General features: G+C 40.2%; 19 protein-coding genes. 11 read left to right on the forward strand and 8 right to left on the reverse strand.

Annotated elements, in window-relative coordinates; translation table 11 throughout:
- Window positions 1-79 precede the first annotated feature (79 nt).
- Both G3569_RS10785 and G3569_RS10790 read right to left on the reverse strand, forming a co-directional pair.
- Window positions 80-511 carry a septal ring lytic transglycosylase RlpA family protein gene (locus tag G3569_RS10785; RefSeq protein ID WP_165268995.1) on the reverse strand — a complete coding sequence of 144 codons (432 nt, stop codon included), beginning with the start codon at window positions 509-511 and terminating at the stop codon, window positions 80-82.
- Between the two features lie 218 nt (window positions 512-729).
- Entirely contained in the window at window positions 730-1,278 is a 549-nt protein-coding gene (locus G3569_RS10790; protein WP_165268997.1) for an REP-associated tyrosine transposase, read from the reverse strand.
- 250 nt (window positions 1,279-1,528) lie between these two features.
- Here G3569_RS10790 and G3569_RS10795 point away from each other — a divergent pair, with 250 nt between their 5' ends.
- The gene (locus G3569_RS10795) at window positions 1,529-1,738 is read left to right on the forward strand and encodes a zinc ribbon domain-containing protein (RefSeq protein ID WP_165268999.1); all 210 of its coding nucleotides are present in this window, start codon (window positions 1,529-1,531) and stop codon (window positions 1,736-1,738) included.
- A 127-nt stretch (window positions 1,739-1,865) separates the two neighbouring features.
- Here the strand turns inward: G3569_RS10795 and G3569_RS10800 are convergent, their stop codons facing one another.
- Together G3569_RS10800 and G3569_RS10805 are read right to left on the reverse strand one after the other, a co-directional pair.
- Window positions 1,866-2,258: a hypothetical protein gene (locus G3569_RS10800; RefSeq protein WP_240894688.1), complete on the reverse strand. Its 393-nt coding sequence runs from the start codon at window positions 2,256-2,258 to the stop codon at window positions 1,866-1,868.
- A gap of 323 nt (window positions 2,259-2,581) precedes the next feature.
- The gene (locus G3569_RS10805; RefSeq protein WP_165269003.1) at window positions 2,582-3,613 is read right to left on the reverse strand and encodes a sodium:calcium antiporter; all 1,032 of its coding nucleotides are present in this window, start codon (window positions 3,611-3,613) and stop codon (window positions 2,582-2,584) included.
- A 211-nt stretch (window positions 3,614-3,824) separates the two neighbouring features.
- Between G3569_RS10805 and G3569_RS10810 the strand changes: the two genes are divergently transcribed.
- The 9 genes from G3569_RS10810 (at window position 3,825) to G3569_RS18400 (ending at window position 11,741) form a co-directional block, all read left to right on the forward strand.
- Entirely contained in the window at window positions 3,825-4,529 is a 705-nt protein-coding gene (locus G3569_RS10810) for a DsbA family oxidoreductase (protein ID WP_165269005.1), read from the forward strand.
- 443 nt (window positions 4,530-4,972) lie between these two features.
- Window positions 4,973-5,827: a lytic murein transglycosylase gene (locus G3569_RS10815; RefSeq protein ID WP_165269007.1), complete on the forward strand. Its 855-nt coding sequence runs from the start codon at window positions 4,973-4,975 to the stop codon at window positions 5,825-5,827.
- A 256-nt stretch (window positions 5,828-6,083) separates the two neighbouring features.
- A complete protein-coding gene (locus G3569_RS10820) occupies window positions 6,084-7,037 on the forward strand; it encodes a matrixin family metalloprotease (RefSeq protein ID WP_165269009.1) in 954 nt (317 codons plus the stop codon).
- 88 nt (window positions 7,038-7,125) lie between these two features.
- On the forward strand, window positions 7,126-8,136 hold the full coding sequence (locus G3569_RS10825; RefSeq protein ID WP_165269011.1) for a TlpA family protein disulfide reductase: 1,011 nt from the start codon (window positions 7,126-7,128) through the stop codon (window positions 8,134-8,136).
- 118 nt (window positions 8,137-8,254) lie between these two features.
- Window positions 8,255-8,770: a GNAT family N-acetyltransferase gene (locus tag G3569_RS10830; protein WP_165269013.1), complete on the forward strand. Its 516-nt coding sequence runs from the start codon at window positions 8,255-8,257 to the stop codon at window positions 8,768-8,770.
- A gap of 68 nt (window positions 8,771-8,838) precedes the next feature.
- Window positions 8,839-9,186, forward strand: a complete 348-nt coding sequence (locus G3569_RS10835; RefSeq protein WP_165269015.1) for a cupin domain-containing protein — start codon at window positions 8,839-8,841, stop codon at window positions 9,184-9,186.
- A gap of 115 nt (window positions 9,187-9,301) precedes the next feature.
- A complete protein-coding gene (locus G3569_RS10840) occupies window positions 9,302-10,303 on the forward strand; it encodes a metal-dependent hydrolase (protein ID WP_165269017.1) in 1,002 nt (333 codons plus the stop codon).
- Window positions 10,304-10,403: 100 nt separating this feature from the next.
- Window positions 10,404-11,243 (forward strand): CvfB family protein, encoded by an 840-nt coding sequence (locus G3569_RS10845; protein ID WP_165269019.1) that lies wholly within the window; start codon window positions 10,404-10,406, stop codon window positions 11,241-11,243.
- A gap of 288 nt (window positions 11,244-11,531) precedes the next feature.
- Window positions 11,532-11,741 (forward strand): hypothetical protein, encoded by a 210-nt coding sequence (locus G3569_RS18400; protein ID WP_205720148.1) that lies wholly within the window; start codon window positions 11,532-11,534, stop codon window positions 11,739-11,741.
- Window positions 11,742-12,081: 340 nt separating this feature from the next.
- Here G3569_RS18400 and G3569_RS18405 read toward each other — a convergent pair whose 3' ends face one another.
- Genes G3569_RS18405 through G3569_RS10865 form a run of 4 tightly spaced genes read right to left on the reverse strand, consistent with a single transcriptional unit; the run spans window position 12,082 to window position 13,878 of the window.
- Window positions 12,082-12,450 carry a hypothetical protein gene (locus G3569_RS18405; RefSeq protein WP_205720149.1) on the reverse strand — a complete coding sequence of 123 codons (369 nt, stop codon included), beginning with the start codon at window positions 12,448-12,450 and terminating at the stop codon, window positions 12,082-12,084.
- Window positions 12,451-12,489: 39 nt separating this feature from the next.
- Window positions 12,490-12,687, reverse strand: a complete 198-nt coding sequence (locus G3569_RS10855) for a hypothetical protein (protein ID WP_165269021.1) — start codon at window positions 12,685-12,687, stop codon at window positions 12,490-12,492.
- Between the two features lie 52 nt (window positions 12,688-12,739).
- Window positions 12,740-13,387 (reverse strand): SatD family protein, encoded by a 648-nt coding sequence (locus G3569_RS10860; RefSeq protein WP_165269023.1) that lies wholly within the window; start codon window positions 13,385-13,387, stop codon window positions 12,740-12,742.
- Between the two features lie 14 nt (window positions 13,388-13,401).
- A complete protein-coding gene (locus G3569_RS10865; protein ID WP_165269025.1) occupies window positions 13,402-13,878 on the reverse strand; it encodes a Pycsar system effector family protein in 477 nt (158 codons plus the stop codon).
- A gap of 187 nt (window positions 13,879-14,065) precedes the next feature.
- On the opposite strand from G3569_RS10865, the gene G3569_RS10870 reads away from it, so the two are divergent.
- Window positions 14,066-16,789 carry a UPF0182 family membrane protein gene (locus G3569_RS10870; RefSeq protein WP_165269027.1) on the forward strand — a complete coding sequence of 908 codons (2,724 nt, stop codon included), beginning with the start codon at window positions 14,066-14,068 and terminating at the stop codon, window positions 16,787-16,789.
- Window positions 16,790-16,792 lie beyond the last annotated feature (3 nt).

The raw sequence follows: 16,792 nt of genomic DNA on the forward strand, positions 1-16,792 counted from the left end.
CTCACACTGGCGCAAGTTTGCAACTTGTGCCAAAACCATCGTCTGAATTAGCCTAGATTTGGATAAAGGAAAGTATCTATCACTCACATTCCAGATCTTCTATCGGCTTGTCCCCTTCTTTGATCAGATAAAGCTCCACCTCGGCAAGCCCATCTTCAATGATATCAATTTTGCGGGCTGCCTTGCGGGAGAGGTCAATGATGCGATCTCCTGTAAATGGTCCCCGATTGTTAATGCGTACCTCTATGGTTTTATCTTTTTCGATATTCACGACGCGGACTACGGTATTGAATGGGAGACTTTTATGGGCCGCCGTAAGCGTTTCTGTATCATACTTTTCTCCACTTGCAGTCAGTTTACCATGGAAACGCTCTCCATACCAACTTGCAGTGCCAGCACCTATAAAACAGTCCTCCGGCAGCCCGTCACTTCCCGGAATAAAACGGGATGCAGCGACAAGACTTAAAAACAGTATAAAATAGATTGGGAGGTATAATGACTTACTAATCATAGATATTACTGGTATTGCTATAGTAGTACCTTTGTTTCATAAAAAACGAATAACTTTTCACCTGCCGCCCTAGATTATAAGGCCAACTCCTACCAAAACAGTCAAACAGATTAGTCTGGTCCAAGTTACAACCTTGAACCAGTCAGTTGTTGTGTGCAAAATTTACCTCACACTGGCGCAAGTTTGCAACTTGTGCCAAAAACCCCTTCATACTTTTGTTACAGGGCTAACTCTAAATTCAACAATCCCTGTAACCCTGCATAATTCTTGGCACTGCTGAATAACCAATCCTGCGGTCGTTTTACAAAACCTGCTTTTACCGGATTCATATGCAGATAGTCTAAACGCTGATTCATCATATTATTCGTAGAAAGCTCTATTGGATGGTTATGTTGTTGCCAAAGCTGATAATAGCTATTGTTTTTATTTTCCTGTCCGGCTTGTTCAAATATACGCAATAACCTTTCCTTTCTACTCTCTTTTGGATGTTCCTGTATGGTCTTAATGAGCTCTTTTGAAGTAAACTTTTTCATATCACGCATTATGCCGGAGAGCGATTTATCCTCAGATCTTATTATTAAATGGACATGATTAGTCATAATACACCATGCGTTGAGAATAAGACCTTTATGCTTGATACAATATGAAAAACTATCAGTTATTACTTCGAAATATATCCGCCGAGTAAACAGGTCAACCCAGCCCACAGTAGCCAAACTTACAAAATGTACTTTCTTATTATCATAAAATTTATATTTGCGACTCATAAACTATAATATTGATGAATTAGAAATCTGCTAAATAGCAGTAGAAATTACAAGTTATGATCGGTAGATCAGAAGGGAACATCACTAGTCCAAGTTACAAACTTGAACTAGTTGTTGTGTGGAAATGCCCATATGAGCCCTCCTTTCGGTAATCACCAGAATAGGTATTTGTTGTCAATCTAGTTTTGGATTTGAGAATAGGCTTATCTAATATTTCTGACAAAGACTAATAATAACTCAACGAAAGATTATGCGACATCAGAATTGGCAGTGTCCAAAGTGTAAAAACAGGGAGTTTGAAACGGGAGAGGTTTCCGGTACGGGTGGATTCTTTTCCAAATTCTTCAATATCCAAACCCAAACATTTACCACTATTACCTGTACAAAGTGTACCTATACGGAGATGTACAAAGGTGAAACCAGCATGCTGAGCAATATCCTCGATTTCTTTGGTAACTAAAGGAGATCCCATCGGACGGCTGAGTTTGCCGTCCTGTGGGTACTGCAGGGCAATCCATTTCACTCGTCCCACGGCACGCCCAGCCGCGGGACGAGGGTATCAACCAAAAATAGATTAGTCCCTCGTTCTAAAAATCAAGATCCTTTTTCGATTTATTGGTCACGGAATCTGAATCAAGATCTAACAGTGAATAGGCACATTCTTTATTAACCAATGTTCCTCTTCTCTTGCCCATATAGTCGGGAACGGATGAATAAGGCCAATCTGCCATCTCTCCTACCAATTGCGCACGAATGGGATTTTGGTGAATATAGAAAAATGTTGTTATGGCTTGTTTTTTAGAATCTATATGAATCGATTTGGTTTTTTGTTGAAATAATGATCCAGTTCGATCATATCTTTTATTTATGGATTGTGTATAGGAGCTAAATAATGTACCTATCTTCTGGTTTAAGGGATGCCTGCTGTTAGAGTCTTCAGTATCATTAACAAATAGTAACCAGTGAAAGTGATTAGGCATCAAACAATAAGCTAAAACTTCAGAACAATTTGTCAGATGTCGCCTCATCTTTTTTATGAAGAAGAGGTAATTTTCTCTTTCGTAAAATATGGGTTGCTGATTATTGCCCCGATTATAAACATGGTAAAGTTCATGTGATGTAAACTCCATAGCTCAACTCAATTTTATAAGTAAGATCCCCGGGACAGTAAACCCTTACATATTTTTCCTATCGTACCCCCCCCCCATCGGGCGGCTGGGCTTGCCGTCCGATGGATAGTATAGCCCTCTCCCACTCGCCCCACGGCAAACCCAGCCGCGGGACGAGGGTATCAGTTTTTTTATTAAGCAGGCAAAGATGGAATGGAATCAATAATGGCCAAATTCTCAAGCGCCATCCAGATTAAGAAAAGCAGATAAAGTATAATTAATACTACCGATTCTTTTCGCCCCAAGATCATATTGGTACGCATGAAGCTAAACAGAACAAGTGTTGCCAACGTAAGTGCTCCCATCAGCGGAGCTGCCATACTAAAATTGATGACTGTAGCCCCGGCTATGAGCACGCCCATCGGAATACAAACCAATAGATCGAAAATATTGCTACCCAGCACATTGGCCAGTGAGGTCACAGCATCTCCTTTACGAGCTTTCCGTACACTTATAAAGGCATCGGGGATACTGGTCCCGGCAGCAACAACCGAAATCCCCCAAAGGAATGAAGGGGTCCCCAGCAAATCCCCAAACTTAATAGCCGATTGCACCAGCAGTTCTACTCCTATTAAAATAACAACCAAACTGCCAACTAATCGTCCCCATTCTTTCCATGGATTGATATGCTCAATAGTAATTTCAGGTACAAAATCCATAGTATCCTGATATTGAACAAAAATATAGAAACCATAAAGCAACAGGGGCATTAGGGCCAGCGTACGATCCATTTCTCCCAAAATAGCTTGTCCCTCTGATGGAACTGGATTAAAAATAGCTGCAAAAGAAAAGGTAATAATTAGCACCGCTACAGAAATCATGTAGAACTGGGCTTCTTTGTAAACCAAATCCCGGTTGGCTTGCAGTGGATTTTTAGATACCAAACCGGCCGCCGCCGGTATAATTAAAATATTAAAGATAGCTGATCCCACAATTGCTGCAACTCCAAGCTCAAACTCTCCATGTAACAACGTAGAAATAACAACAGTTGAAAGCTCCGGGAAACTGGATCCTATTGCCACTACCAGTGCTCCTTGTACGATATCAGGAAGCTCATAATAGGTAGATAACCTTTCGCTGGCCCTTTCCAGCCAATCGCTACCTTTCCACAGAATAGCAGTAGAAACTAAGGCTACCAGAGTCCAAAGCAACAAAGAAAGTATCATAAGAGGCAGATATAATTAAGGGGAATCATCTCCAATAAATGAAGTTTATATCTTTGAACAAAGTTTGTTTATGACCACTAATTATAGAGTTTCCCAATTATTCAAAACCACATATAATAGTATTCCTTACCTACCAAAAATTGGGAGTGAGTGCTCATCTGGTTATTTTATGTGAACAAGCATTCAATTCTATCCAGATAAATAAACCAGTATGAAAGTAGAAATATGGTCTGATGTAATGTGTCCTTTCTGTTATATCGGGAAACATCGATTCGACCAAGCTCTTGAACAATTTGAATACAGCGATCGCATTGATATTGAGTGGCGCAGCTTCCTGCTCAACCCTGATATGGAAACTGATACAGAGGCAACAATCACAGAGCACCTGGCTGAATCAAAAGGCATTTCTGTGGCCAAAGCCAAACAGATGGGAGAAGGTGTAACAAAGATGGCGGCCGAAGAGGGATTGGAATTTAATATGGATACGATTGTAGTTGCCAACTCTTTTAATGCTCATCGTCTTGTCCAGTGGGCTAAAACACATGACCTTGGGCACGATGCAGAAGAACTGCTATTTAAGAACTACTTTACAGAAGGTGCGAATATTGATGATCTTGGTACCCTGGTTGAAATCGCCGGACAACTGGACCTCGACACCAATGAAGCCCGAAACATATTGGATGGCGACAAGTTTTCGAATATTGTAAAACATGACTACCAAACAGCGCAGGGTATGAATATTCAAGGTGTTCCTCTGTTCTTATTTGATCGAAAGTTTGTGGTTTCCGGTGCTCAGGAAACCTCCACCTTTTTAAGTGCCCTAAAACAAGGCTGGAACAACTGGCTCGAAAAACAGCAAGAAATTCAAGATGCTGATATTGAGGGAGTCATTTGTGGCCCCAATGGAAGTTGTTGACAGATAACTAACATCAAGCGTAGCACAAAACCTCATCCCACTTTTTCGTTAAAGTTTTTAAAACTGAAACCCTCTGCTTTTAATAGAGCAGAGGGTTTCAGTTATTGTCATGTAGTAAGATTGTTCCCGTTGAGGACATCTAATAGTATGTGCCTTGGGATTTCTAGAATAGGTTTTTACAGTTAAACGGAAAATTTTACTGTAGCTGCAGGTTTAAAACAGACGCAAAGTACAAAATCATCGCAACTACTTAACTCTTTGGCTATTATCCCGATAACTAATATATAACCAATATTAGAAACCGTTATACGTTATACAGATAGCAGATATCTTATGCAGACACTTTTAGCTTAACCGAAACCCGTAGCATTGGATCAGTTGTACATCTACAGAGATCGGTAGTGGCTCATAATAAAAAAAGAACTTTTAAACCGGGGTGCCCTATGAGACTCTCATCCAAACAGTCTTCATTACTAACAATTATACTCCTCATCTTTTTGTGGATCATATTGTTTGTCTTTAGTGCTGCGGCAGGTAACAACTACTCCACGAATACCGAAAACAGTAAGTTTGTTTCCCCTTATCATTCCCTTGAAGATCCGACTGAGGAAAAAGAGAGCCTTCAACCACTGATCGCTTTCCTCAAAAAAGAAGGATATGAAATAGAAGAACTACTGGCTGATTCTCGCTTTGAACTCTATGACGGAATCGCCGACCGTTTTCGTAAATCTGCTGAACGAAAATCGCATACCCTGGAATCATATAAACGAATACTCGGATTCGATGCCAAAGCCCGGGAGATTCGTAATTTTATTAACAAACATTCTGACCAACTCGATAAAGCTTCTCAAGAATATGGTATCTCAAAATATGTGATTTCCGCTATTATTGGTATCGAATCAGACTTCGGACAAAATATCGGCAGCTATAATCCCTTCAATGCATATGTTTCGATGTATGCCGAAAATTACCGCCGTGATTTTGCTAAAGCGCAGCTCAAAGAGCTCATGGAATTTGTAGCCCGCAATAATATTGATGTTTTTGAATTAAAGTCCAGCTATGCCGGGGCAATGACTTTTGCACAATTCATCCCCTACTCTTTAAATAAGTGGTTTGTGGGAAAAGATCTCTTTGATATGGACAATAATATCATGTCGGTGGCTAACTACCTGGCCTACTTCAAAAAAAGAACTAATAGTATTAGAACAGCCGTTCTGCGATACAATCCCAGCAGCCTGTATACCAAAGCCGTACTGGACTTGGCAGATACCGCTGAAAAACGTTATGGAACGCGCTAATCGTTCATAGAGAGCTTTGCAAAACCTTAGTGTCATCGCAAATGAAATACGGTGATCTTCTTTTGCAACTTCTAATAGGAGATCGCTTCAGTCGAAATGACAAGCTGAAAATTAGAGGTTTTACGAAGCTCTACCATATTAATGGTACGCTGAAATCGGGTGTTGATCATTTCCTAATTATGCAACCAATACCTCGAGTGGGATTTTTAACACCAGTTTATTAGGTTACTTTTTTATAACCTTTATTCGTAAAACTGTGCAACTGCGATCTGTTGGTACATTTGTTTTCTTTTTTCTGATAGGGCTGATCTACTTCCTCTATTTCAGTATCGGTCAACCCATTACACAGAACAACAGCACAGAAACAACCCTTCTAAAAACGGCTCCCTGTGAAGGAGTTCTCACCTATCGAATTGGGACTATTGACGACCAGTATGATATTAGTAAAAGTGAATTAACACAGGTAATGAAAAAGGTTGAATCGCTTTGGGAGAAATCCATTGATAAAAATTTACTCCAGTATAAAAAGGACGGCAGTATCACTATCCATCTTATATATGGCGAAGAACAACAGCGTTCGGAAAATGAACGACAGCTTTCACAACGGATACAGACGCTAAAAGACCGTACTGAAATGACGAGAAAAGCATTCAAACGCCTTTCAAAATCGTACAAAGAACGAGTAGAACAGATGGAAAAAGCTTTGTCTAAGTACAATGAAGCCGCATCAGAATTCAATAAAAAAATTAAAGAGTGGGAAAAAAATGGAGGCATTCCACGCAGTAAAAAATCGCAAATTGAAAAGATGCAGAGAGAGCTCAAGCAATTACAGCATAAAGCGAAAAGGATTAAGAGTAATACAGAATCGCTACGAAAACAGGCAAATGCTAAATCGCGACAACTTAATCGTTTAGTAGAACGACAAAACGAAATGATTGCGGAGTATAATAGCCGATTTAGTAAAGTAGAACGATTCGACCAGGGGCAGTACCGTGTTGTAGATAATGAAAAACGTATTAATATTTATCAATTTGGCAACAAGGCCGAACTGACAACCGTTTTAGCCCACGAAACGGGCCATGCCCTGGGGCTTGATCATGTCGATAATCCAAAGTCCATAATGCATGCCGTAATGGATAAACAGAATATCTTTGACCTAAGGCTTACCAAAGAAGATATAGCTGCACTGCAAAAAAACTGCCATAACTAATACTCTCTTCTCCCAATTTACTTTTTAAAAAACTATTTTTAACTATAGTCTGTAATAAAACTATTGCATCGAACTAATCTATTATGTCATGAGATACCTTAATAGTACCATCCTGATAACCATATTCTTATTGTGCTCTTTTCAGCTTAAAGCCCAAAAAGCGACCGAGGTAGATTCTTCCTTTCAATCAAAGATAGACGAAGCATGGGCTGAAATACGTGATAACAATTCTGACAGCCTTCAAAATAAATATGCTAATCAGTTTTATAACTATTACAAAGAGCATCCCCAAACAAAAACAGGCAAAGAAGCGATTAAAAGTGCCTTTATGATGTGGGGCAATACCGGAGCAGCTGTAAAAGCTGATCAAGCCTTGCAACATATCAGTTACGATTCAAAACTGTGGTCAGCTATTATCAATAGTGTCAGTAATGCCTATCATAGAAGTGATGAACGAGAATGGGAAACAGATTTTGTTGACCTGGCTCATAAGTTAATCAACAATATCCCAGATCCTAAGAGTAAATCAGCGATTTTAATGAAACTGGCTGATTTTCATCTATATAAAAAGCATCATGAAAAAGCGGAAAAGCTATATAAAAAAATTATAAATCTGGAAGGCAGTGAATTTTATGTCAACAACGCCAAAGGAAACCTACATGAAATTAACAACCTTGGCGTGGAAAAAAAAGCTCCAGATTTCACTGCTAGCACACTCAATGGTGATAAATTTACCCTTTCCGAAGAAACTGAGAAAGTGGTACTACTCGAGTTTTGGGCCACATGGTGTGGACCATGCAAACCCCAAATACCTCATCTTAAGAAATTACACAAAAAATATCCGGAAGAAGAGCTTCAAATTGTTGGTATTGCACTAAATAAAAACACAGATACGCTGCAAGAATTTATTGACAATGAAAGTATGAACTGGCCCCAGATTCAGCAAGAGAAAAAATGGAAAGGCAAAGTAGCTAAACTATACAATGCCAATCGCATTCCACGCACATTTATTATAGACGAGAATGGAAATATTGTAGCTAAAGATTTGCGTAGTGAAAAGCTCGAAGAAAAAATATCAGCTGTCATCAAAGCCAAATAGTATTTGCTGTAGAGTTGTACTGCCTAACGAAACGGGTCGGTTATACCCAGAAGTTTGCCCCTGTTAACACCCCAAAAATAGATAAATATATAACTGCCACTCAATCTAAATGTAATAAATGAATAACATAATAACGGAAAGTGACAGACTTAAAATCAGCGAGTTAAATATCGCAGACGCTAATTTTATTCTTCAACTAGTAAATGAACCGGCATTCCTGGAATATATTGGAGATAAGGAAATTCAAAGCCGCGAAGAGGCAAAAAAATTCATAGAACTTGGTCCTATTTCAAGTTATCGGGAAAATGGATTTGGGTTTTATCGGGTATCTCTAAAAGAAAATGATATTTCTGTTGGTATTTGTGGTCTAAAGCAACGCAAATCTCTGACCGTACCTGACCTGGGATATGCCTTCCTTAAAAATTACCGGGGCAAAGGATATGCTACAGAAGCTGGGCTTGCCGTATTACAATATGCCAAGAAAGACCTCGATATAGATACTTTGGCAGCTATTACCGCCACACATAATGAAGCTTCAATACATCTGTTACAAAAATTAGGATTCGATTTTGAAAAAAGAGTTCACTTGCCCGAATTTGATTCGGTAAGCAATCTCTATATGACAAATCTGTAAAGGAAATTTGTAGTTCTGCCCCAGTATTTTAATTTGTAAATACAAACTAACAAATATGGAGAGAACTTATGGCTCAAAAAAAGCTACAGCCCGGTGAAGTCGTTAATCTGTATTCTTTAAAAACGGGAATGCCCGAAGATGCTACCCTTGCCCTGATGAAAACCTCAGATATGGAAGCCATTCGTATGGTTCTTCCGAAAGGGAAAGAAATTACGGAGCACAGCGTAGATGGAGAAGTATCGGTACAGTGCCTGGAAGGAAAAACAGAATTTAGTATCGAGGGAGAAACTAACGTTTTAACCAGCGGCGACTGGTTATACCTGGCACGTAATCAACCCCATTCCCTGCACGTTCTTAGAGATACTATATTGCTGGTAACCATCCTTTTTGTGGGGCCCTCTTCTGAAGAAGAGTGAAAGTACGCTTTTAACAAGTGTTGCCTTAAAATATAAGTAGCATAAGTCTCTTTCGCCGGGAGTATTACAATTGCTATATTATCGGGCCATCAAATTTTGAATTATTTTAGCAACTATGGATCCCGTTACACACGGTTTGATAGGAGCCTCAGCTACCCAGTCAATAAGCTCCAAAAAAGAACATCGCTATGCAGCAATCTCGGGCCTTCTTGCCGCAATGCTGGCAGACCTCGATATTTTAATCAGTGACAGCAGTGATCCCTTATTGAATATTGAGTTGCACCGACAATTTTCACACTCTATTATTTTTATTCCCTTTGGTGCACTCATAACAGCGGGGCTACTATGGTGGTTTATGCGGGATAAACTTCCTTTCAAAAGATTATATCTTTTTAGCCTGCTCGGATACGCAACCAGCGGTATCACCGACTCGCTTACCAGTTATGGTACAAAGCTGCTGTGGCCTTTTCTGGATGAGCGGTTCTCATGGAACATTATATCGGTCTTTGATCCCCTGTTTTCTATTGGCGTTTTAACAGCTGTTGGTCTGGCCTTCTATTATCGAAATCGGAAATCAGCGCAATTAGCCTGGGCCTGGATTTTTATCTACCTGCTTTTTGGGATGCTACAACATGAGCGCGGGCAGAGTATAGCCCAAGAACTCTCATCCAAAAGAAATCACAAAATTGAACGGTTGGTTGTAAAGCCTACAATCGCAAATACCCTGCTGTGGAGTATTCGATATGAAGCTAATGATACGCTTTATGCAGACGGCGTTCATCTTATGCCCTTTACTAAAGCCACCATTTATGAAGGAAATGCTGCACCCATGTTAGATTGGCAAGAAAAATATGACTCGTATCGGGGAACGACCCTTTATAAAGATATTAAACGCTTTAACACCCTTTCTGATGGATATCTTATTCAACATCCCCGGCACTCAAATATCATCGGTGATGGACGTTATGCATTACTCCCTACGGCTATAAACCCGCTATGGGGTATTGAGGTTGATACCACCAACACCGCTGAACATACCCCCTTTAAAACATTTCGCAATCCAACCCCCAAAGTCCGCACCACTTTTATTGATATGCTGCTCGGGCGGTCCCTTTAAGAATCAAAAATAAACCCTCCGGGAAATTATTGGGGAATCAAATAAAAGGCCCTTATTTTAAAGGTTCATTTTTCACCTATCTATTTATTCCACTTTTTACATGTTCAAACTCGGTACCTACCAAACGCTCAACGTAGCTCGCATTACAGAATACGGCTACTTTCTTCAGAACACATCCAGTAAAACAGATGGTGAGGTTTTACTTCCCAACAAATTAGCCCTTCGGGAACTGCAAGAAGGAGAAAATGTGCGGGTATTTCTCTATAAAGATGGCGAAGAGCGTGTAACTGCTACCATGCAAGACCCTGATGTCACGCTAAACGAAGTAGCTTTTCTAAAGGTGAAAGATGCGAATGATTTTGGAGCCTACCTGGACTGGGGCCTTGACAAAGATCTTTTCGTACCTCACAGTGAACAAATCGACACAATGCGAGAAGGTCAGCAGTACCTGGTGTATATGTACCTCGATGAACAGACCAACAGGTTAGCTGCTACAACACGACTCGATCGTTTTATGGAGAGTGAGAATATAACAGTAGAAGAGGGCGAGAAAGTTGATCTCTGGATCTGGAAAGAAACCGATCTTGGTTATAAAGTTGTTATCAATAATACCCATGAAGGATTGGTTTATCATAATGAGTTTTTTGAAGATATCTTCTATGGAGATAAAACGGTGGGCTGGATCAAACAAGTACGAGACGATAACAAAATTGATGTCACCTTGCGCCCCATTGGATATGATAAAGTAGAACCTAATGCCCAACACATTTTGGAACGCCTGAGACACAAAGATGGCTACCTGGACCTACATGATAAAAGTGATCCTGAAAAAATTCATAACCGGTTAGAGATGAGCAAAAAAACGTTTAAAAAAGCCATTGGTCGACTCTATAAAAAAGAGATTATTCGAATTGAAGATGATGGTATCTATCTCCGATAATTGAGGTGATCTCAGCCTCGTCATGAATTCTTTTTTTAGCTCTTTGCCCTCCCCCATATCAGGAGCTAAAAAAGAATTCGCATTCAGTTGTATCTCCCCTCTGATTAGCTCCATTTCAACAGCTATAAATGTACCCTAACTAACACTCATTCATTGAGTATTTAAGAGTAAAAGTATGGGCCCTTTTGTTGGCTCAACTTTTTTTATAGAGAATTAATAATTAGCTCATAATTATATAAAAATTCCCCACCTATCAGCTATCAAAAAAAATGACTCTAATTGGGAACTTTGAGTATCAAACAGACTATAAACGAGCACACAAAAAACTTATTTTCGGAGGTACTCAAAATGATTCAACATTATATAAATCTCGCACTGGCCTATTTAGAAAAAGGAATTGAAATCGCAGGTTCCCAGTTGCTTACATACGAAGGTATGATTGGCTTATTCTTTGGTCTTTTCCTGGTAGGATTAGTCTCAAAAATTCGATCACATTAAGCGGTATTTTTACGGCAAACTCATTCTCATATTCTATCATTTCCCTCGCGTCCAGCCTCCTCTGTACTAGGTATGTAAGACGTATATTGAGTTCATCTAGAACCGGCGGACCCTGAAAATCATATCGTCTATCGTTTCAACTCAACTAAAATAGGCATTATCTAGAACTACTATTAATACAACAACTATAAACCACTGCGCCTCTTATAATTACTTGCCTTTACCTAAAAAAATGGTCAGCGTGCTATTTCACTACTACCTTATTCTTATATCCAATAAAATCAATGACTTATGTAAATTTAACCGAATCGGCTCATTTCTCAATATTACTGGCGCTTCTTTAACAACTTATCTTCCCCTGCACTCCTGCCCTGTGAATGAAATTGCCCTTTGCTGCAAGGATGAATCCGATGGCAGTAAACTCTCCCAACAGAACAAAAATGAATACAAATATGCGCTCCAACAAACCGATAACTCTCCCCGTACTATATTCATCATCATCTACCTGTTTTGTATCATCACCCAGAAATTTGACGCCCAGCAATTTTAGCCAATAACGGAGTAGAATATTCATCTCATTGAGCACCAGAAGAAAGCCTAAAAGAACCCCCTGAACAACCACCCATTCCGTAGTTGCGAGACGCCCCTCTGCCAACAAAACCTGATCCATAAAAGCCCCAACATTTCCCGCCAAATTATTTGCTTCCAAAGAAGTAATCGGACTACAAATAAGGGCTGCAAAAATAATCTAAAATACCAACAACGGACCACGATTCTGTTGGAGTATCCAGACCTCTTTTTCTAGCCCTTTCAACAAAAACAACATTCCAATAAGATAAGCTGCCAGCAAAAACCATCCCGCATTAAACTGCAAAAATGGGAGCACTAAAAATGGTAGCGATCCAACCTTAAAGACCTCTTTCCATTCCAAGGGTTCATCTTGCAAAACAAAATATAATCGGCCCAGCACTGTGAGGTTAAGTACACACAGTAATATCTCAATAATAGCTCTTCAATTGATGGTTAATAATACCTGCCATATTCTCGCTTAATTCCCTGACCACATCCAGGGAAGCTGCTTTTTTATTTTTATAAAATGCTGTTTTTGATATATCCAGCTCTTCAGTAATTGCCTTATAGTCAGCACCTTCTTTCAGCATGTATAAAATTCGCAATCTATTTTTGTTCCATCCACGCACCTGTTTAGATAATAATTGTAAACTATTGTTTATAAGGTCAATCACCGGCAGATCCTGACCTGCAACACCGAGGTAAAACAAGAACCCACTCTCCTTAAGCACCTCAATCCCCTTTCGGGCAGCATGAAAAGCCGGTCCATCCATCCCAATAGCCTGTTCTTTATTTATGGGCGTATTTATCTCCCCTACCCCTACAGAAAAACGAACCCTGACCGGATACAATCCAGCTAGGATCTTGAGAATATCTGTGCATATTCCCTCTGCACTTTTAAACACTGCTTGGAATTCATCTCCAAGCGTGATGGTATAAGGAGATACTATCGTCCTACTTTCATTATTTAATGCTTCTAATAAAATGCTAAGATCATTCTGAAGTTTTTCTCGCTCCTTATTCGATAACTTCTTAGAATCCTCTATATCCGCTATAAGTACAATTAATTTATTCATAAAGATGTACTTCGCTAAGAATGGCTATAAAGAAGATAAATTGATAACAACCATGGGACTATGGATAAAAACAAACAACCCATTGACCTTTGTACCCATTTATATTTTTTATTCGCAATTTCAGCATTCCGATGACACTGAGCCAATAAATCGTCAAGATATTCCTCATCACTCAACGCCTTAAATTCTTCAGTATACTGATCAGCTTGCTTTTTTGCTATCGCTCCAAAATAGATAAAAGAACCTGGACCTTCAGTCTCAGGTAAGATTGCAATTGCTGAAATAGCTACTGTAGTTAACAATAAAGCAAGAGTAACAATACCCAACCCCAAACCCCAACAATCAACTGAATCAGCAGTTTTTAGTAGAACAATCACAACCCCTATCATAGCTGTAGATATACTGAATATAATTGAAATTCGAGATTCTGATGCTCTTACCCACTCCAACATTCTTGACAGACTTAGTTCCGCTTTTTCTATCTTTTCCATATCAATTTTTTTGGTGAATATTTGTATGTACGATACAAAAACTATCACAAAACTTGCGAATTACAGGGTTTATATTTTTGCGGTCTTATTTTGTTATACTTTTTTCTCTGTAATGCTTAATATTTTTTGTTTCTTCTGGTATTGATGCAGTCCATAATTCATCCATTTATAACTCTATTTACTGCTTATGAGTAATTCTACCCGCTCAAATAGACTTTTCAAGATTATTCTACCTCTATTGATAATCCTTGGTGTTTTAGGGTTGTTTTCTGACTGGATTATCGAATGGCTCTGGCTAGATAACCTGGGCTACGACCAAGTATTCTGGACGATAAAACTTACCCAGGGACTCTTACTCTTTGGCGCTCTCTTTGTTGCTCTCTTGTATGTAATCCCAAATATGAAAGTGCTGGGTAAACGATTTAGCACCATGAGTTTTGGTCAGTCTCCCCTGGCCCAACTCAATCTACATCAAATCAGCAGTAAAAAGATAAAGCGAACTTTTTACGGCCTGGGAGCTATCATCAGCGGCTTTTTCTCCCTGGCCTTTTTTATGCGATGGGATACCTACTTCCGGTTTCACTGGAACGAAACGTTTGGGCAGGTCGATCCGATATTCGGCCATGACATCGGCTTTTATCTGTTTAGACTTCCTTTTTTCGAGCTGATCCAGAACAGCCTGAGCTCTCTGGTATTTTTTGTAACAGCTATCACTATTGTACTCTACGTGTATTCCGGAGCACTTAGTTTTGGATCATCCAAAAACATTCTGGCTTCAGCCGGCATTAAAAAACATATCAGTATCAACCTAGGCATCTGGCTATTACTACTCTCCTGGGGATACTACCTGCAACGCTATGCCCTGCTAAATAACTCCGGCGGTGCAGTCTACGGAGCTGGATATATCGATCTTAACGTACGACTACCCATTATATGGATACTATGTGTACTCTCTTTAATTTTGGCAGGATTTGCCTTTTTCCAGATCTATAAAAGTAAATTTAAATGGTTAATTATTGGCGGTGTTGCCACCATTTTGATAGGTGGAATTGGCAATGGACTGCTACCCGGCCTGGTACAGCAATTCATCGTAGAACCAAGCGAACTGCAACTCGAAAAACCATATATCAAACATAGTATTCAACAGACACGCGAGGCCTATGCACTGGATGAGATGGAAACCCAGCCCTACAGTGCCCAACCAGCCGAGCAGATGGATTGGACTACCATTGAAGAGAATGAACAGACCATTGAGAATATACGCCTCTGGGATCCAAGATTACTGATACAAACCTATCGCCAGCTGCAAGAAATCCGCCTGTACTACCAGTTTTACAATGTTGACGTGGACCGCTACCAAACCGATGAAGGTTATATGCAGATGATGGTTTCTGCCCGCGAACTTTCAGAGGAACTTCCCGAACAAGCCGATACCTGGGTGAACCGCCGCTTACAATATACCCATGGTTACGGCTTGGTAATGAGTCCCGTAGCACAAGAAGGCTCTCAGGGAGATCCCCGACTGACCATCAAGGATATTCCACCTGTCTCTGAGATGGGACTCGAAGTCGATCAGCCGGCCATCTACTACGGCGAACACAACTCCGACTATAAAATTGTGAATACTAACGTTCGTGAGCTCGACTACCCCAGAGGAGATAAAAATGTTTATAACAATTACCAAGGCAGTAGTGGGGTTAACATTGGTAATTTCTTTTCAAAACTGTTGTTTGCCTGGAACTTCGGGGATATGAATATTCTGCTGACTGATTATATCAATGAGGACAGTAAAATTATCTTCTGGAAAAGGACTCAAGAACGGGTTAAGAAAATTGCTCCTTTCCTACGTCTGGAAGATAACCCCTACATGGTACTCAATGAAGGCAAACTTTACTGGATTCAGGATGCCTACACTACTTCTCCCGACTATCCTTACTCAGAACCATATAACGGGCAGTACAATTACATTCGAAATTCTGTTAAGGTAGTTGTAGATGCTTATAATGGTTCTGTAGATTTCTATGTCTCAGACGAAAAAGACCCGGTGCTCAATATATATCGGGATATCTTTCCAGATATGTTTAAGCCAATAGATGAAATGCCGGGAACGCTCCGTAATCACGTGCGTTACCCTATCCATTACTTCAAGGCACAAATTGAAAAGTTCAATGAGTACCACATGACGGATCCCCAGGTATTTTATAATAATGAAGACTTGTGGACGCGTCCCAACGAAAAGTATGGCGGCCAATCGATCAAGATGGAGCCATACTACGTACTCACTAAGCTTCCCGGGCAAGAAGAGCTACAATATCTGCTTATCAGTCCCCTTACCCCCAACAACAGGGATAATATGATCGGCTGGATGGCTGCCAATTCCGACTATCCCAATTATGGAGAAGTCTCCGTGTATCAACTGCCGAAAGAACGGCTGATACTGGGGCCTGCCCAAATCGAAGCACGTATAGATCAGGATACTGAAATATCGCGGCAGCTGGCACTTTGGGATCAGCGCGGCTCCCGGGTTATCCGAGGCAACCTTATGGTGATCCCCATAGAAGATTCTTTTATATACGTAGAACCGGTCTTCCTTATAGCTGAAGGCGTAGATATCCCGCAGCTGCAACGTGTTATTGCCACCTCTGGTGACAAAATTGCCATGCAGCCCACCCTTTGGGAGTCCATAGAAGCACTTTACGGCAAAAAGGGGCAGCGAATTGCATCTACAAAAATCGATACGGGAGCCGTACAACCACCGGCCCAACAGGTGAGTCGTGCCACATCGTCGGCAGAATTAAACAAGGCCCGGAGCCTTTGGAAAGAAGCAAGCCAAGCCTTAAAAAAGGGCGACTGGGAAACCTTTGGTAACAAGATGACGGAGATAGAAAGACTACTCAATAAAAACCAGTAGATC

Source organism: Fodinibius halophilus (assembly GCF_011059105.1).
In the GTDB taxonomy this organism is placed as follows: domain Bacteria; phylum Bacteroidota; class Rhodothermia; order Balneolales; family Balneolaceae; genus Fodinibius; species Fodinibius halophilus.

What these genes read in the sequence shown, in the direction of transcription:
- G3569_RS10785 (WP_165268995.1), bottom strand. Translation starts at nt 511, where the DNA reads ATGATTAGTAAGTCATTATACCTCCCAATCTATTTTATACTGTTTTTA.
- G3569_RS10790 (WP_165268997.1), bottom strand. Translation starts at nt 1,278, where the DNA reads ATGAGTCGCAAATATAAATTTTATGATAATAAGAAAGTACATTTTGTA.
- G3569_RS10795 (WP_165268999.1), top strand. Translation starts at nt 1,529, where the DNA reads ATGCGACATCAGAATTGGCAGTGTCCAAAGTGTAAAAACAGGGAGTTT.
- G3569_RS10800 (WP_240894688.1), bottom strand. Translation starts at nt 2,258, where the DNA reads ATGCCTAATCACTTTCACTGGTTACTATTTGTTAATGATACTGAAGAC.
- G3569_RS10805 (WP_165269003.1), bottom strand. Translation starts at nt 3,613, where the DNA reads ATGATACTTTCTTTGTTGCTTTGGACTCTGGTAGCCTTAGTTTCTACT.
- G3569_RS10810 (WP_165269005.1), top strand. Translation starts at nt 3,825, where the DNA reads ATGAAAGTAGAAATATGGTCTGATGTAATGTGTCCTTTCTGTTATATC.
- G3569_RS10815 (WP_165269007.1), top strand. Translation starts at nt 4,973, where the DNA reads ATGAGACTCTCATCCAAACAGTCTTCATTACTAACAATTATACTCCTC.
- G3569_RS10825 (WP_165269011.1), top strand. Translation starts at nt 7,126, where the DNA reads ATGAGATACCTTAATAGTACCATCCTGATAACCATATTCTTATTGTGC.
- G3569_RS10830 (WP_165269013.1), top strand. Translation starts at nt 8,255, where the DNA reads ATGAATAACATAATAACGGAAAGTGACAGACTTAAAATCAGCGAGTTA.
- G3569_RS10835 (WP_165269015.1), top strand. Translation starts at nt 8,839, where the DNA reads ATGGCTCAAAAAAAGCTACAGCCCGGTGAAGTCGTTAATCTGTATTCT.
- G3569_RS10840 (WP_165269017.1), top strand. Translation starts at nt 9,302, where the DNA reads ATGGATCCCGTTACACACGGTTTGATAGGAGCCTCAGCTACCCAGTCA.
- G3569_RS10845 (WP_165269019.1), top strand. Translation starts at nt 10,404, where the DNA reads ATGTTCAAACTCGGTACCTACCAAACGCTCAACGTAGCTCGCATTACA.
- G3569_RS10860 (WP_165269023.1), bottom strand. Translation starts at nt 13,387, where the DNA reads ATGAATAAATTAATTGTACTTATAGCGGATATAGAGGATTCTAAGAAG.
- G3569_RS10865 (WP_165269025.1), bottom strand. Translation starts at nt 13,878, where the DNA reads ATGGAAAAGATAGAAAAAGCGGAACTAAGTCTGTCAAGAATGTTGGAG.
- G3569_RS10870 (WP_165269027.1), top strand. Translation starts at nt 14,066, where the DNA reads ATGAGTAATTCTACCCGCTCAAATAGACTTTTCAAGATTATTCTACCT.